The 16,797-nt window shown below is 60.7% G+C and carries 13 protein-coding genes and 2 pseudogenes; 12 read left to right on the top strand and 3 right to left on the bottom strand.

What is annotated here, in order from left to right; translation table 11 throughout:
* Positions 1 to 4 precede the first annotated feature (4 nt).
* The 4 genes from IVA74_RS09445 to IVA74_RS09430 all read left to right on the top strand — a co-directional run bounded on the left by IVA74_RS09445 (position 5) and on the right by IVA74_RS09430 (position 3,256).
* Entirely contained in the window at positions 5 to 472 is a 468-nt protein-coding gene (locus IVA74_RS09445) for a tripartite tricarboxylate transporter TctB family protein (protein WP_018456533.1), read from the top strand.
* The gene (locus tag IVA74_RS09440) at positions 473 to 2,026 is read left to right on the top strand and encodes a tripartite tricarboxylate transporter permease (protein WP_247342049.1); all 1,554 of its coding nucleotides are present in this window, start codon (positions 473 to 475) and stop codon (positions 2,024 to 2,026) included.
* Positions 2,027 to 2,393: 367 nt separating this feature from the next.
* A complete protein-coding gene (locus IVA74_RS09435) occupies positions 2,394 to 2,546 on the top strand; it encodes a rubredoxin (protein ID WP_039799797.1) in 153 nt (50 codons plus the stop codon).
* Between the two features lie 65 nt (positions 2,547 to 2,611).
* Positions 2,612 to 3,256 (top strand): FMN-binding negative transcriptional regulator, encoded by a 645-nt coding sequence (locus IVA74_RS09430; RefSeq protein ID WP_247342045.1) that lies wholly within the window; start codon positions 2,612 to 2,614, stop codon positions 3,254 to 3,256.
* A 2,600-nt stretch (positions 3,257 to 5,856) separates the two neighbouring features.
* On the opposite strand, the gene IVA74_RS09425 is transcribed toward IVA74_RS09430, so the two are convergent.
* A complete protein-coding gene (locus IVA74_RS09425) occupies positions 5,857 to 5,973 on the bottom strand; it encodes an ATP-binding protein (RefSeq protein WP_346730932.1) in 117 nt (38 codons plus the stop codon).
* Between the two features lie 42 nt (positions 5,974 to 6,015).
* Positions 6,016 to 6,380, bottom strand: a pseudogene (locus IVA74_RS09420) (transposase); the annotation flags it as partial.
* Between the two features lie 336 nt (positions 6,381 to 6,716).
* Here IVA74_RS09420 and IVA74_RS09415 point away from each other — a divergent pair.
* Genes IVA74_RS09415 through copD form a run of 4 tightly spaced genes read left to right on the top strand, consistent with a single transcriptional unit; the run spans position 6,717 to position 9,475 of the window.
* Entirely contained in the window at positions 6,717 to 7,082 is a 366-nt protein-coding gene (locus IVA74_RS09415) for a hypothetical protein (RefSeq protein WP_247342042.1), read from the top strand.
* Positions 7,083 to 7,139: 57 nt separating this feature from the next.
* Entirely contained in the window at positions 7,140 to 8,144 is a 1,005-nt protein-coding gene (locus IVA74_RS09410; RefSeq protein WP_247342039.1) for a hypothetical protein, read from the top strand.
* Between the two features lie 2 nt (positions 8,145 to 8,146).
* Positions 8,147 to 8,503: a copper resistance CopC family protein gene (locus tag IVA74_RS09405; protein WP_247342036.1), complete on the top strand. Its 357-nt coding sequence runs from the start codon at positions 8,147 to 8,149 to the stop codon at positions 8,501 to 8,503.
* Positions 8,504 to 8,518: 15 nt separating this feature from the next.
* Positions 8,519 to 9,475 (top strand): copper homeostasis membrane protein CopD, encoded by a 957-nt coding sequence (copD, locus tag IVA74_RS09400; protein WP_247342033.1) that lies wholly within the window; start codon positions 8,519 to 8,521, stop codon positions 9,473 to 9,475.
* 231 nt (positions 9,476 to 9,706) lie between these two features.
* Here the strand turns inward: copD and IVA74_RS09395 are convergent.
* Positions 9,707 to 9,811: pseudogene (locus IVA74_RS09395) on the bottom strand (DNA ligase); the annotation flags it as partial.
* Positions 9,812 to 11,199: 1,388 nt separating this feature from the next.
* Here IVA74_RS09395 and IVA74_RS09390 point away from each other — a divergent pair.
* From IVA74_RS09390 to IVA74_RS09375, 4 genes are all read left to right on the top strand, one after another.
* Complete coding sequence (locus IVA74_RS09390) at positions 11,200 to 14,289, top strand: EAL domain-containing protein (protein WP_247342030.1); 3,090 nt, start codon at positions 11,200 to 11,202, stop codon at positions 14,287 to 14,289.
* 259 nt (positions 14,290 to 14,548) lie between these two features.
* The gene (locus IVA74_RS09385; protein ID WP_247342027.1) at positions 14,549 to 14,812 is read left to right on the top strand and encodes a hypothetical protein; all 264 of its coding nucleotides are present in this window, start codon (positions 14,549 to 14,551) and stop codon (positions 14,810 to 14,812) included.
* Between the two features lie 656 nt (positions 14,813 to 15,468).
* Positions 15,469 to 16,293, top strand: coding sequence for a hypothetical protein (locus IVA74_RS09380; protein WP_247342025.1), 825 nt, complete (start codon positions 15,469 to 15,471; stop codon positions 16,291 to 16,293).
* Between the two features lie 17 nt (positions 16,294 to 16,310).
* On the top strand, positions 16,311 to 16,739 hold the full coding sequence (locus IVA74_RS09375; RefSeq protein WP_247342023.1) for a hypothetical protein: 429 nt from the start codon (positions 16,311 to 16,313) through the stop codon (positions 16,737 to 16,739).
* The last annotated feature ends 58 nt before the right edge of the window (positions 16,740 to 16,797 follow it).

The raw sequence follows: 16,797 nt of genomic DNA, 5'->3' as shown, positions 1-16,797 counted from the left end.
CGATATGCCGATGATGCTGCGGAAGAAGGACTTCTACGCCGGGCTGCTCATGGTGCTGCTGGGCGCCGGGATCGGCGTCAACTCAGCAACATATTCGCTCGGGACCTTCGCGCACGTGGGACCGGGCATGTTTCCGTTGATGCTCGGCCTCATGATGGTTCTCGTCGGAGCCCTGATCTTCGTCACCGGATTGGCGACGCCTCTCGAAGAGGGAGAGCGCGTCTTGCCCGCGGCGATGGAATGGCGTGGCTGGGCCTGCATCCTCGCGGGTCCTCTGATGTTCGTCCTCTTCGGCCTCTATTTCGGAATGGCCGCGGCCACCTTCATGTGCGTCTTCGTCTCCGCGCTCGGCGACAGGACCGCCACGCTGAAAGGATCGGCCGTCCTGGCCGCGGTCGTCGCGGTCGTCGGCTGTCTCCTCTTTTCCTACGTGCTGAAGGTTCCTTTCCCGCTGTACCGTTGGGGGTTTTAGATGTTCGCGAGCGCGCTTTCCGATCTCTGGTACGGCTTTGGTGTCGCTTTCGAGCCGCAGAATTTCATGTGGTGTTTTGTCGGCGTCCTCGTAGGTAACATGGTGGGCGTCCTGCCGGGAATGGGGCCACTCGCCACCATCTCGGTGCTGCTGCCGCTGACGTTCGGCATCAAGCCGGTCGGCGCCATCCTGATGCTGTCAGGGGTTTTCTATGGGGCCCAATACGGCGGCGCGATTTGTTCGATCCTGCTCAACTTACCGTGCCATCCGCCGCACGCGGTGACGTGCCTCGATGGGTTTCCGCTGACGAAGCAGGGCCGCGGCGGTGCGGCGCTCGGCATCACGGTCCTATCGTCGTTCGTCGGCGCTTCCTGGGGCATCCTGGAAATGATCTTTCTGGCTCCGGTGCTGGTGAAGGTCGCGCTGGAGTTCGGTCCAACTGAAATATGCTCGCTGATGCTTCTGGGCCTGCTCGCCGGTTCGACGCTGGCGAAAGGCTCGCCTCTCAAAGGCATCGCCATGACGTTGCTCGGCCTGTTTCTAGGAATCGTGGGAACGGATGTCGAGACCGGCTCGGAGCGCTTCACCTTCGGCATCCCGAATCTCCTTGACGGCATCGAACTCGTCGGACTCGCTCTCGGCCTATTTGGTATCGCCGAGTTCATGAAGAGCGTGAACCAATACTCCGAGGTGAACACGCGCTATTCGAAAGTCGGTTTGCGCGATCTGCGCCCATCACGCGACGAACTGCGCCGTTCCATCCCTGCGATGTTGCGCGGCACCGTCATCGGGAGCCTTTGCTCGCTCATTCCGGGAACGGGACCAACGATCGCTTCCTTTATCTCCTACGCAGCCGAGAAAAAGATTTCGAAGACGCCGGAGAAGTTCGGCACCGGCATGATCGAAGGCGTCGCCTGTCCAGAGGCGTCGACGCATTCGTCGGTACAGGGCGACTTCATTCCGACAATGAGCCTTGGTATTCCCGGGGACGCAGTCATGGCGCTGATCCTGGGTGCGCTGATGATTCAGGGCATCGTACCCGGTCCCCAACTGATCAAAGAGCACCCCGACATCTTTTGGGGCCTGATCGCGAGCTTCTGGATCGGCAACGTCATGCTGGTCTTGCTCAACGTCCCGCTGATCGGGCTGTGGGTGAAGCTCCTCATGATTCCGTATAAATATCTCTATCCAAGCGCGCTGTTCTTCGTCGCGATCGGCGTCTACTCGACCAACAACGACATGTTCCAGGTCGGCGAGACCGTCGTCGTCGGATTGATCGGCTATCTACTCCTGCTGCTCGATTTCCACCCGGCCTCGATCCTGCTCGGCTTTGTCCTGGGGCCACGCTTGGAGGAGAACTTTCGCCGCTCGCTGCTGGTCTCGCGCGGCGACGCCATGATTTTCGTCGAGCGGCCGATCAGCGCGTTCTTTCTTTTTCTTTGCGTGACGCTTCTGGCGGCGCAGGTCTATGTGCGTTTGCGCAAGCCGAAGGCTCTTGCGGCGCTCGACAATGCGGAGGGGAACGCCGTCTCGACCGCCCGGCCTGCCGAGTGAGCTTCATTCGTTCAAGAGCAGGTCGCTTCGCGGGCCAATAAAGACGACAGGCACTCCAGGCAACAAGAGCCCCAAGATGAGGCGTATCTCGACGAACGCGCCACCCGCGCGATGGCGCAGCATCGGCACGCCAGCAAACGCAAGGTGCAGGTGATGATCACGATCGGCGAAACAAAGGGAAGAGTAGTATCGCAGGCAAGAAACTGGTCCGGTAAACTGCATTTATCTGGCACTGTTGGATAGGCCAGCCTTGCCCTAAATCGAACTCGTGAACCCTGCCACAGGAATAGGGGAAGTTGTCATGAGCAACGAAACTGCTCACGTGAACACGGAAATCCCAGGCGATGCGCCCGTCTACAAAACCTGGATGTGTGCGCTGTGCGGGCTCATTTACAACGAGCGAGACGGATGGCCTGACGAGGGCATTCCGCCCGGCACCCGCTGGGAGGACGTGCCCGCAGATTGGATCTGCCCCGACTGTGGTGCTGGCAAGAGTGAATTCGAGATGACCGAGGTCTGAACCAAGCCTGTTGATGCTGCGCGACCCAAGGGTGCACAGCGTCCTGCAATAGCCAAGGAGTTGTCATGTACGTCCCTCCGCACTTCGTTGAGGCTCGCGCCGAGGTGCTTCACGATCTCATTGAAAATAATCCGCTCGGCATCCTCTTTACGAACGGGAAGAGTGGACTCGACGCGAATCATATTCCGTTCGAACTGCATGCGCACGAAGGTCAGCAGGGCGTGCTTCATTCGCATGTAGCTCGTGCGAACCCTGTTTGGCAGGATCTCGCCACCGGTGATGAGGTTCTGATCGTCTTCCGCGCCGCGGATGCCTACATCGCGCCGAACTGGTATCCGAGCAAGGTCGAGTTCAAGAAGCAGGTCCCGTCGTGGAACTACATGGTTGCGCATGTGTACGGACGTGTCACAATCCGCGATGATGAGCGTTACGTCCGCGGCATGGTCGCGCGCCTGACGCGCATTCATGAGGCGAAACAGGCCGATCCTTGGAAGATGACCGACAGCCCCAAGGACTACATCGACACGATGCTGAAGATGATCGTCGGCATCGAGATCGAGATCACACGCCTGGTCGGCAAGTCGAAGCTCAGCCAGAACAAAGAGGTCCGGGATATCGTCGGCGCCGGCAATGCCCTGAAGGCACAGGGCAACATGATCGACGACGCGATGCTGGCCGTTGCCGCCGTCAAGGCGGAGCAGGCCTCATAGCCAGAGATCCCAAAAAACGACCATCGCGGCGACGCCGATCGTCGATACCGCAACGATCTCCGATCGAAACACTTCGGTTGACCTGCTCCTTGGCGGCGTTGCGCTCCAACTGCAAAGCAGAGTGCAGCTCTTAGCAGGCAATCAGTTAAGGGCTATCGAATCTCTCAGTGGCCCTCGCAACGACCAAAAACGGTCGCAAGTGAAGGGCGACGAAACGGTTGGTCGGTGCGCAGTCATCTGAATAGATTGAAACAAGCCGATGCCGGAGCTTCGACGCAAAACCGTACTCTGCCTTCAATCCGACTGAAGGCGGAGGCGCACATTTACCATCGCGACGCCGAGTTCTCTGCAGAAGCGCCGCTCTGGTGACCACCATTGATGCGGTATAAGTCATCCTACCGGAGCCGTCTTAACTCGCCGCTTCCAGACCCGGCGGCTTCGACATTTTTTAGTCTTTTACAGCACCGACGGAAGCCTCCAGGAGCGTTCTTAGTCGGATCACCGCGGCCCTCAATTCCGGCACCGAAAATCCTCCCAAGCCGAGCATCAAGCATCAAGCCGCAGCGCGCCGGAACATCAATTCCTTGGGCATCGGCCTGAATTCGATGTGTGCTCACACCGAAATTTCCAAGCACTGTGGATCCTCGCCCAGACGGCGTCGCCGGGCGGATGCGCCGCTAAGATGCTCCAGTGGCCGAGCGACTTCTGTTTGTGGCCGATCGCGTCGGTTGCGCCGTGCCGCGGCAGGTGAACTCCGGGGCAGAACAGAGTCATCCCTCCGGTGCGGACCGCACGCTTTGACCCAATTGAGACAGTGGCGGTCCACTGCGCAACGGTTTTGAAGCGGGTCTCAGCCGTACCCCAATAGCCGTCTTAGCCGTTAACGCTGGTGGAAGGACTGCGCGCGGCAGGAAAGCCCAGAAATGCGGTTCCCTTCCCAATTCGTTCTGGACAGCCGCACGGTCCGATGTAGGCTCATGATCATATTTTAATGGTTTCGTTGCGGAGTGTGGCGTTGAGTTTTCAGCTCACCATCCTCATGGTCCTGGACGGCCATCCCAGCGGACGGGCGACGCTCGAAGAGCTGAAGCGCTATCTTGCCGTGCTCATGACCAGCGGGCCGGGAATGGACGGCGCGGATGAAGCGCATGGAGACCCGTGCCGGCGGAAGCGTGGACATCTTCGGCAAGAAGCTGATTGTGCGCGAGCCTGGCGAGTGGCGCATAACCGACGCGGCAGGGTCTTTCTCGCCGCGCTGGAGCGTCCACCAGCCGAGCACGAGCCGACGCTTGGTCAGTCGACCGATGACGCGCCCTCGAGGGGTCTCCCGCGGCTTGCCAACACGCCGCAACGTCGCGTCTATGATCGCAAGGGGCATGGCGGGAGAAGGGGACGGACGCCACGAGAGCGCCGGTTGGCGTAGACCAGGAGGAGTGACGATGACCAGCGTGCTCCTTGTACACGGGACTTGTTGTCTGGATCACCATCATGGGCGCAGCCGTCGGTATTCTGGCAGCGCCCATGCATGAAGGCCGTGTCAGGCAGCAAAAACGGAGGCAGGGTTGACGGGATCGACGCAAACCACGGATCGTGTTGGGCGACATTGGCAAGGCTCGCCACCACGACGACCTCGCTGACAATTACCTCCGCGCCGCCGGCGTCGCGGCGATCAGGATCGATGGAGGCCGGGACCATCGGCGCGGCGGACGATGCGACCGTCGAGGACCGGCCGGCCGCATCGTCTATTGCTGCCCACATCCGCCTCAGCTATCACCTGTACGATTGGAAGCACTCCGTCCAGGCAAGCCCGCAGCCATCGCGCGCAAGCTCGAGGAGGCGGTGGCCGGGGGTCTGCGGAGGGGGCGCTCGCGCCGCGGTGGCGGCCTTCGAAGCCGCCATCGAGAACATGGAGGCCGAGCGGCGAACTATTCGAGTTCAAGGCCGCCTTGAAGGCCGCCCGGAAGGTGGACCCAACCATCCGCTAAAGATTACCTGCGCGCCCGAAGGCGGCTATGCTGGATGGCGAGCGAGGCGCAGCGGTAAGGCGGTCCTCAGGTTTTGACGCCTATTCACATACTAGCCGTCTTCTTCGCACCAAACCCGGTTGTGCCCATTCACTTTTCAGACGAAACCCCTCTTGATTAAATTGACTTGCCGTCCCGTCTTCGCAATGCGCTCGAGATTGAAGGCGTCAAGACTGTCGGCGAGGTCCGGCACATGACCGATGCCGATCTGCTGAGATTCCAGAACCTCGGCGCCGCCTCCGTTCGCCATCTGCGTCAATTATTCGGAGCTTGGCGAAGCGACCCGCGTCGAAAAGGACGCGGCGGCTGACCCAGGAGTGGCGCGCGAGGCGAACGCCGGACCGCTCTTTCAGTGTCCTCGCCGAGACGCGGCGCTGCCGGATAGTTAGCTTTCGACAGAGTGGCGGAGGCTGCGGCAGCCCACGCGAATATTGGCGCTTGACCTACCTCTGGTTATAAACCCGATCAGCCTGCGAAGGGTTGGCCGTGTCCGTCCGGTCTTCAAGAGCGGACGCGGCCAGTTCGCCCTAGGTAGTCGGCCAACGGCCCAGAAGCGGACGTCTCTGCGTAGAATAGCTAGGTTCCTGACAAAGGTAGACGGACGTGAAAATCGGCGCCATTCCCAGCCTTGGCCTTTGCCCAAATCTGACCTCCATGGGCTTCCACTATAGTGCGGACAATTGACAATCCCATTCCCATGCCTTCGGGCTTCGTCGAGAAAAATGGCTCAAACACCATTTTCAGACAGCTCTGTTGTTCGATCGTCTTGGTCGGCACGAACCGCATGTTGGGCCTCGTGACCGCCTCGCAAATAGCCTCCGCATCGGTGCTGTCGTTCTTCTGCCGCTTAACGTAGGGCTTCACAAGGCCGGAGGCATCAATCGCACCGTATGCCCCAACGCCTGCAGCTCGCGGGACCAATGGTGCGATGAAGCGCAAGCCTCGATCCCAACTAGGCACGGCGGCAACTTCTCAAGGAAGGATAGCACGAAACGGCGCTTGAGCTGACGGCGTATGACCACCTGGCCGGCTGCATCGACGCCATGCACTTGAAAGACCGACTTCGCGATATTTAGACCAATCGTTGAAATTGACTGCATAGGCTGCTCCTCCGAATCGTGGGAGCCTTAAACGGCGCCCACTCCTTTGCACTCTCGTGCCCGTGGAGGAGCCGTCCACAGCATCACGAGCGGACCTGTCCGCGGCGCATTCGGGACCAGAGCCGTTAAGCGACCGGTACGAAGAGCTATTTCCGGACGGGCGCGTCGAGATTATTCCTTGCTTGGAGTGACATTTTTGTCCTTTTGTTCCCGTGGCTGCATGGTAGCCTTGTGACGGGTCAATGCACTCCACACCTCCAACGCCTTCAGCGCCGATCGAAGTCAACCGTGGGCCTATTTGCGAGAGAACCGCGGCGGGGTTTCCAATCCAGATTGATGATCGTCTGGATTGCGGCCTATGCCTTGGCATTCCAAACGGTGCTCGTGCCGCTGCTGGCGGCTCCCATGCAAGTGAGCGGTCCGGACGGGGCTCCGCTGTTTGCGCTCTGCCTTGCGGGCAAGGCCGCCGGCTCTCCGGCCTCCACAGACATTCCCGCCGGCAACCATGATCCCGACACCCATTGCAAGCTTTGTGTCCATGGCGCTCTGACCTTCGCCGAGACGTCGAATGTCGGGACGGCCTGGGTCAAGCCGCATACCAGCATGCTGCTCCGATGGGCAGCCATCGAAAATCCGATCCCCGACTCCGCCCGCCCTTTCAGCGAGCACGCGCGAGGGCCTCCGCTGCCGGGTCGAGCCTGAGGGGCCCGCTCGGGTGGCCGCCTCATCCATTCGTCAACGACAGCAGAGTGACCTCTCATGCCTATTCGTCATTTGCGCGCGGCCCTGCCTGGGCTCGCAATCGCGCTCGTTTCTTCCAGTCAAGCTACTGCCCACGAAATCGTCGGCAACCGCTTCTTTCCTGCAACCCTCGGGATCGATGATCCCGGCGTCAACGACGAACTTTCGCTGCCGACGCTCGCCAATTTCAAGACCGGCGATGATCCGTCGTTCAGGCAGCGCGATTTTTCGGCCGAGTTTTCCAAGCGCATCACTGAAGCATTTGCGATTTCGTTTGGATCAACTTTTAGCAGTTTCGCGGCTCCCGGCGGGCCGACCGGGATCGGCGCGAGCGGATTTCAGAACCTGGAGACGACGTTCAAGTACCGTGTCTTCCGGGATCCGGAGCATGAGTTTGTGATGTCGGTCGGTCTCAGCGTCGAATGGGCCGGAACGGGCTCGCAAAGTGTCGGAGCCGACCCTTTCAACACCTACACACCCACAGTGTACTTTGGAAAAGGGTTGGGTGATCTTCCCGACACCGTGTCATGGATTCGACCCATCGCTGTCACGGGACAGATCGGCTATGCGATCCCGGCGAGACGTTCGACGACGACGTTGAGCGTCGACCCTGATAGCGGCGACCTGACCGCCGAAACCGAATTTCATCCGAGGGTGATTAATTGGGGAGCGACCATCCAATACAGCATGCCCTATCTTAAGTCGGCGGTCGTCGATCTTGGCCTGCCGGATTTTGTTAATCATCTGATCCCGATCGTCGAAGCAACGATGCAAACCCCGGTCTCGAATACCTTGACGTCCGGGACCCTGACGACCGGGACGATCAATCCGGGGATTCTGTGGGTCGGAAACTCGTTTCAGGTCGGTGTCGAAGCCCTGATTCCGATCAATCGGCAGAGCGGAACGAATGTCGGGGTGATCGCGCAGTTGCACCTGTACCTCGACGATATCGATCCGCGCGGAATTGGAAAGCCCATCTTCAGCAATGCCGTTCAGCCCGCCAGCCCGTTTGCGAGGAATTGATCATGCGCCGCACAGCTTTTGCCGTACTGGTTCCGCTGTCGCTGCTGCTCGTGACGGGCAACGCACTTGCGCACGCTTCTCTCGACCATGCCGAACCGCGCGTCGGCAACAAGGTCGCGACCGCGCCGCGCGAGGTCACCCTGTGGTTTACCCAAAAGCTGGAGCCTGCCTTCAGTTCCGTGACCGTGACCAACGCCGCCGGCCAGCGTGTCGATACCGGCAAACCACGTGTCAGCGGCAACCAGATGTCGGTCGCACTGCGTTCAGGGGGCGCGGGAACATACCGCGTAAACTGGCGTGTTCTTTCCGTGGACACGCACACGACGGACGGCAGCTTCACCTTTCAGGTCGGGCAGTAAAGGCCTGATGATCTGATGCTGGGGGACGCCGTGAACGTCTCATTGATCGTCGTCCGCGCGATTCACTTCGCTGCCACCGCGATTACCGTCGGCGTCTTGATTTTCAGGGCGGTGATGGCGCAGCCCGCGCCGCATTTAACGGGAGCTGCCCGCATCCTAGTCATGGAGCAGATGATCGTTCGTGCCGCATGGATCGGGGTGGCGGTGACCGTGGCGTCCGGCGCGGCCTGGGTTCTGTTGGAGGCCGCCGCCATGAGCGGTCTGCCGCTCGGCGAGGCCGCGACCACGGACATCCTGTCCACCGTCTTGGCGGAGACGCAGTTCGGGATGGTTTCGGAAATTCGCGTTGCACTGGCGATCGTGCTGGCCGCTTGCTTGAGCTATGACCGACTTCCGCTGGCCCAACCGCTCGCGCTCGCCTCTAGCCTCGGCCTCATTGCGGGCATCGCATGGACCGGACATGCCGGGTCAAGCGCGGGCGATATCGGCAGCATCCACGTGATGGCAGACGCGTTACATCTCATCGCCGCGGCGGCCTGGCTCGGTGGACTTGTGCCGTTCACCCTGTTGCTGGCGGAGGTTCGGCGCAACCAGGATCATGCGTCGGCCTTTGTATCGCAGGCAGCACGGCGGTTTTCCAGCCTCGGCATGCTCAGCGTCGGCACAATATTGGCGACCGGCATTGTCAATGCCTGGATTCTGGTCGGTTCAATCAAGGGGCTGCTCACAACGGAATATGGATGGCTACTCATTGTGAAGATATTTCTCTTCATGATCATGCTCGCCTTTGCCGCCATCAATCGGTATTGGCTGACGCCTGATCTCGCCTTGCCGCTGGGTAATGAAGCGCAGCTCAAGGCCGTTCGTCGACTGACGCGCAACAGTGGAATCGAGATTGCCTTCGGACTTGCGATCTTTGCGGTCGTCGGGGTGCTCGGGACCTTGCACCCCGCAGTTCACTTGGCGAACTAGCGTTCCCAACAGCCCCTCTGCCATAGCATTCAGTTGTTCTAATGTTATTCGCTCGCATTGTCCCTTCCGGGTCACAAGCCGCCGTTCACGCTGAGGGTGGCAGACTTCCGCTTCGCGTTGGTAAGGGACCGAGTGCCTTCGCGCGGGCCAAGATCATCCGCGCGCTGTTTCATCTCAGTCCTTGCCGCCTCGACGACGTGATCGGCGGCTTCGTCAATGCCAGCGACCGCATTCGAAGCCGTGGTCGACCGCGCCGGCATAGATGAACTCGTCGCCCTTCTGCCGGCCGACATAGATGCCGTCCCAGCGGCTGCCGTCCAGGGCGAAGCCAGTGACCTTTCATCGGCCTATTCGGCACCGTGCAGGTATCATGAACTCCTCATCGGCATCTCCGAGGCCCTTTCCGTCGGCGCCACCGTCAGCGGCGTAGTCGCCGCGCATGCGCCCGCTGCTATCGTGGCCGCCAGCAGGCCACGCGACATCTTTCTCCATGCCCGAACTCCTCGATCGGCATTCGGTCCGCCGAAGGGGAAAGACCGGTGTATGTTCCGAGCATGGAACGTCGCCGCTCGCTGCGCAGTTGAGGGACCAGGAGCTGCTCATGAGCCTTAAACGACGGATCGAAAATCTTGGACCCTACCAATCGCTATTTCTGTGTGGCGGTGCCGACGGCGACCGTAGAGCCGTTGAAATTGGTCGCGGTCGCCGTTGCCGGGGAAGGTCACTGGATCGCCGGGACGGCGATGATCGCAACGTGCTATCTTCTCAGTCTGTTCGTGGTCGAACGGCTCTTCGTCATCGTCAAGCCAAAACTGCTCACCATCCCGTGGTTTGCCAAGCTTTGGATGGCAATCCTCGGGTGCGCACATGGTTCGTCGCGGCGTTCCGAAGGATGCGTGCGTGAGTTGAATTGCCGCTTCGTCGGTGCATATCGATCTCGAGGCGACCCAAGGCGGAGTCGGTCCGGGCGATCCGCAGGAGCGGAACGCTACGGCGTTGATTTTCACGTCAACGATCAGCCCCTTCTTCTCGGGCGGTCCGGTACGAGTGGAACAACGACAAGGGCGACCGATCAGCGGCGGGGCTCGAACGGCGTATCATTTGCCGTCCTGCCAACGGCGCGAGCCCCTGCTAATGTCGCGCGATCTCGGCAGCCGGGCGGTCTTCAAGCAGCAGATCGATCTCGTCCCGACAATCGCGGGATCGCCAGGGTTGCCGGCGGCGGCGCCGACCGCAATGCTATCGATCTCTACGCCGGGCCTCGAGCTCGTCAGGTTTGCACGTTAACCGTCCTGACGACAAGTTGCATCGCAGCCGGTACGCTCACGTGTCAAAGCGGGCGCAGGCGCTCGATTTGGGCCATCGGGAGCCCGGGTTGATCCAAATTGGCCGGGTACGAAGCTTCGAACGACTTCTGGCCGCGCTCTATTAAATTGAAATTAAGGACGCCTGGACCGTTCAGCCCATTTTCCAATACACCGTCCAGCCCGGCGGCGGTGCCACGTTTCCGGGGCCCGCTCGCTGTAAGGCCCTGAGGAACGGCTCGGCATCCAGTCTCAGGACCACCTTGGATTTTTGAGACGACCGGAAACTGCGCTAAGTTGAGCCTCGCCGCTGCTGAAGAGCTTGCAGTTGCAGCAAGCCATTAAGCCCCGGGATACCAAACGGCTTTACCCGTCTTTCGTCTCTCCCGCCTAAGTTCTAAAGGGGGTAGGACAATCTCGATGGATTTATTCGCGCGACTACGTGCCGCGTTCGCCGTGGGCGATACAACGGATCCGCTCGGTCGTTCGCTGGTCGTCGAGCAATTCCGGATTCTACGAAAGCAGGTTCCAGTTCTCTACGCTGTGCTGCTGGTCGATAGTATCAGTGTAGCCCTGATCCTCCCGCTAACTGTATCGGCCTGGCTCAGATTCGGCCTGCCAACCGCTCTCCTCGCACTGTGCCTGCTCCGGTTGGTTCAGTGGCTCCGTTTGAAAACGGTCGATGTCGCGCCGGAGGAGGCGCACAGTGAGCTCAGGCGGACTCGCGTTGTCGCGGTGCTACTCAATGCGGGCTTTGTTGTCTGGATTCTGGCCCTGTTCGCGACGGTAGATCCCGGTCTGCGCGCGCCCATCGCGTTGCTGGTCTTCATGGGGTGCATCGGCACGGCCTACTGCCTCGGCAGCTTTCCAGCGGCGTCCCTGCTGACCATGCTGATTGCCGGCACCCCGATCGCGACCGTGCTGCTCGTTTCGGGTGACGGGATCATGATCTCGCTCGGGATCAATTTGCTGTTGTTGCTCGTGCTGCTCGGCCGGATGATCAACACTAACTTTCGCTCGTTTGTCCAACTGATCCAAGCTCATAGCAGCCTGATCCAGGAGGGGGAGCGCGCAAGAGCCGCGGAGCAGACCGCGACCGCCGTGGCTGAACGGTTCGATCGGGCCCTTAACAACATGTCCCAGGGCTTCTGCTTCTTCGACGATGATCAGCGTCTGATCGTCTGCAATCGGAAGTATCTGGAGATTTACGATCTGGATCCAGAAGTCGTGCGGCCGGGGATGAAGCTGAATGACATCGTCGATCTCAGGTACTCGGCCGGCAGCGCACCGAAGATCTCGAAGGAGGAGTATCTGGTCTGGCGCAATAGTGACCCGGTGATCGCCCAAAACTCAGATACGACCGTCGAGCTGACGAATGGACGAATTGTGCGCATCCGGCACCGCCCCATGGAGGGCAGAGGCTGGGTTGCCACGCACGAGGACATCACGGAGCGGCATCGAACCGAGATGGCTCTTGCCGAAGCGACGGCTGCGGCCGAACAGGCCGAAGCTGCCGCCCGCGCCGCTCACTCCCATCTCACCGAGGCGCTCGAGGTCGTTCCTGAAGGCCTCGCCGTCTTTGACAAGGATGATCGACTGGTCCTTTGGAATAGCCAATACGCGGAATTCTATGCTGCCAGCCACGAAGCGCTTGCGGCAGGCGCACCGTTCGAAAGCATCCTCCGGGCTGGACTGGCGCGGCAGCAATATCCGGAGGCGATTGGGCGAGAGGATGAATGGCTCATTGAACGCTTGGCACGCCACGCGCTGCCGAGATACTCCCACGAGCAGCATCTGCCTGGCGACCGCTGGATCCGGGTGGAGGAACGGCGCACGGCTGATGGAGGCAGCATCGGGGTCCGGATCGATATCACCGACCTGAAGCGTCGGGAGGCCTCGTTCCGGCTCCTTTTCGAGGAGAATCCACTGCCCATGTGGGTGGTCGATACAGCAACCCGGCAATTGCTCGCGGTGAACGCAGCGATGTGCCGGCACTACGGCTATCGGCGCGAGGATCTTCTTCTGATGTCCGAGCAGCAGCTCGAGTGCGGAGCATCCGATGACCTTGTGGACTTTGAACTGCACAGAACCGCTGGCGGGGATCTCATACAGGTCGCGATCGAGTCTCGTCCGCTGCAGTACGAGGCACGTTTAGCCCATGTTTGCGTGGCATTCGACATTACCGAGCGCAACCGCGCCCAGGAGAGGATCAGCTATCTCGCTTCCCATGATGTTCTGACCGAGCTGCCCAATCGCACAGCCTTAAATCAGCACCTCTCGGCTGCGGTCGAGCGGGCCGAGGTCACCGGATCCGGCTTCGCCGTGCTGTGTATCGACCTCGATCACTTCAAGGAGATCAACGATCTATTCGGGCATGCGGTCGGAGATGCCGTGCTGCGCGAAGCGTCACGGCGCCTTCAGGAAGCCGCGCAAGGCTGCTACGTAGCGCGGGCGGGCGGCGACGAGTTCATCGGCATTACGGAACAAGAGCCATTGTCGGCAAGCGCGGAACTCCTCGCGACCAAGATGCGCGCTGCATTCGAGGATCCGATCGTAGTCGATGGTCATGGTCTGAAGCTGGACCTCTGTATCGGCGCGGCGCTGTTTCCCAGAGATGCGGATAATATCGTTTCTCTGCTCGCGAACGCGGATGCGGCGCTCTATCGCGCCAAGCACGAGGGCAGGGGCGCGATTCGGCTGTTCACGAGCGCGATGGACCAGCAGCTCCGCGAGCGCCGCGCGCTCGAGCATGATCTGCGGTTCGCCGTCGAGCGCGGGGAGCTCTATTTGGATTATCAGCCTCAGCAGCACCGCGATGGGCACACTACCGGCTACGAGGCCCTCGTTCGCTGGCGGCATCCGCATCGCGGAATCATCCCTCCCGGAGATTTCATCCCAGTGGCGGAGCGGAGTGGCTCGATCGCCCAGATCGACGACTGGGTGCTGATGGAGGCCTGCCGTGAGGCCGCATCGTGGGACCAGCCCTTCAGGATCGCCGTCAACGTCTCGGCCGCGCAGTTCCGCAGGGAAAACCTCGATGCACAGGTCCGCAAGGCGCTGCGTGAAAGCGGGCTCGCGCCTGTGCGCCTGGAGGTCGAGATCACCGAAGGCGTCCTGATCGAGGACGTCTCGCGCGCCAAGAGGACGATGCAATCGCTCAAGAGCCTGGGCATCCTGATCGCGCTCGACGACTTCGGGACCGGGTATTCCTCGCTGTCCTATGTTGAGGCATTTCCTCTCGACAGGATCAAGGTCGACCGGTCCTTCGTCGCCTCGTTGGGACAGAGCGAGCGATCATTGGCCATCATTCGCGCGATCATCGGGCTCGCCCATGGGCTGGGTGTGCCGGTCCTGGCGGAAGGGATCGAAACGAAGGACCAGATGTCATTGCTCATTAAGGAGGGCTGCGACGAGATGCAAGGCTACTTGATCGGACGCCCGCAACGATTTGCGGCCGAGAAAGCTCTTTCATGGCAGAACTCCAACTCGCTCATTCTGTCGACGTCATAGAACCTTGCGACATCGCTGCGGAGCCTTATCGGGCGGCAATCTCGGTGCCGCTGCATTCGGTTTGCTTCAGCGTGCCGGGATCGGCGCAGCGCTGCTCGACAGTTCAAACGTAAGGGCAGTTCAGCGGCCACCTGCCGGATGACGGTGTGATGTGCGAGACTGCGGTTCGGTTTCGACCGTTAGGCTTAGAATGCACACGGTGCATACTGCCACCACGGAGCCGGTGCGGCGGCTTGAAGTCTTCACAGGAGCCGCCAGATTGTGGCCGCAGCAGTCGTTTGGCTCCGACGTCAGTTGCGAGAAGCAGCAGGCGGTCATTCCGAAGCTGACCAAGTACAGGTTGTGCCGGCGGTGGTGGTCGGAGTGGTACCGACCCACGTGTCACCGGGAGCGCAAAGCGGTGCGCAGGGCAGATAGCGGGATCATCGAGATTTATGTTGACGGCATCACGATCCGAGCCTGGCGTGGAGCGGATACGGCGATGATTTCGTCGATTGTCCAGGCGCTGAAGGCGAGCCGGTGATCGCTCCGTCAGGGGCGGTCCGGGTGACGGTGGCGACCAAGCCGTGATGCGGCGCCCAACATTGCCCCCGCAGAATCAAAGCCGGTCAATAGGGTTGTGATGCCGATCGGCGCACGGTCCCCACGCCGATTCACAGACGAGCAGGGCAGGATCAGTCTCTATTTCCGATGGGACGTCATCAAACAGAAGTCGATGCCGCCGACATCGTTTGGCAGTAGCCGCGTGCACAGCTCCGCAGCTCGATCTCACTTTTGTCATGGAACTTCGTAGGAATAAGCCGTTGGGAATCATTCATTAATTCATGTTCATACAGCATGGATTATATCTTTATTTTCCGAAGCAGTGACGCGCGTGACCCTGGTACAGGGTCGCGAAACTGACGAGAGCATCCTGGCAACCGAGGTGGGGGGAAAGCGCGGCGTCCGCTACTGCAAGAGCATGCCTACTGCCCTCGCGCCTTTCTTCAGATTTCGAAAGCGTGCCCGGCGACTAGAAACGGTCGGCAGCGGCACGATCGCTCTGTTAAGGGACTCTCAACAATGTCGGCGGCTGGACACACTCCCGTGCCGAATCCCTAAAATGTCATCCTTCATATCAAGCCGTCCGCAAAAACAGTCGCTTATAGACTGCCCCGTTCGAACTGCGGGGCTCCTTCCATGACTCTTCATCCGATTGCCGGCCGTCTTGTCGCGGCCCTGGGCATCGTTGCCTTAAGCACCGTGGCGGCTTCGTCGGGCCTTGCCGGTCCGCTCCTGACTGAGAAACTGACCTACTCGGAGACCACCGTTCAGAACCCGCAGGACCCCGAGTTCGCGTCGTTCTGGAAGGACAAGCTCAACGAGGTCGACTGGGTCGGACGCCGCGGCGTCAAGGTCTACCGCCGCTGGTTTTTCAACGCGGATGGACGGCGGCTCCTGGTGACCATGCTGAGTGCGGGCGTGGCCTGCGGCATCCGTGAATGTCCCGTCCGCATCCAGACCGAGCTCGGTCAGCCGGTGCTTGAGACGATGGCCTGCGACCAGCCGGACCTTCACGAGATCTCAGCCGACCGGCTGTCCTTCGTCGCCTGCGGGGTGTCCCACGCGATTCCGCAGGCGGGGCCGCGCGACTCGTTCGAGGCCAGCGCTGTTCGCGACTACTCGCACAACGGCTCCGTCGTCCGGGCGTCCTTCTACAAGAACGGCACGATCCGTATCGAGTACGACGAGCTGAAGAAGGGGCTTCCGGCCGAGCTGCGCGGCGCTGTCCTGTTTCAGGGCGGCGTCGATAGGCACGGGACGGTCGTCGGCACCGCTTACACCTTCAAGAGCGGCTGCAACCCGGCGCCCTACGCGGTGCAGGGACGGCTCGGCCGCAAAGGCGAGCTGACGCTGGCCGGCAACGCGCCGGTCAGGGATGCGCGCTCGTGCGACATTGCCGGATTTTCGGCGCGATCGCCGAATGCCGGGCTGGCGTTCGTCGATATCGGTTGGGATGACTAGAACAGAGTGAGACTGCGATGAAGAAATGGGTAACTACCTCGTGGATGTACCAGACATTCGGCTCGACTGCGCACACCGAGCGCAGCAAGACCAACCGCTGGAAGGATGGTATCTGGGAAAAAACCGACTACACCACGGATTATCAGCAGCTGCAGGCCAAGCTCAACGAGCTGACGGAATATTGCAACCGCCACCAGATGTCTGTGAAAGCTCTGATGCCGCTCACGAACGCGAAAACTCATGAATATGGTCAGTTTCTCGACTATGCCGTGATGAGCAGCATTGCCGCAGCGGGGATCGGCCACGGTTGGGCGTTCAGCAACGTAGTCGGCTTCGCGGCCCTGCTCGAACACGTCGAAGAAATTACCGAGGAGGAGTACGAGCGCCGCTGCGGCGAAGGCGTCAGGCATGAATCTTCGCCGCCTCTGGCAGTCGAGCCCGCTTAGCGCAGCAGCGACGTCGTGAATTCGTCCACTGGCATCACGCCAAAGCCATTGCCCGTTC

This window comes from Bradyrhizobium sp. 132 (assembly GCF_023074185.1).
Classification (GTDB): domain Bacteria; phylum Pseudomonadota; class Alphaproteobacteria; order Rhizobiales; family Xanthobacteraceae; genus Bradyrhizobium.
This window is presented reverse-complemented; position numbering and strand designations above follow the sequence as displayed.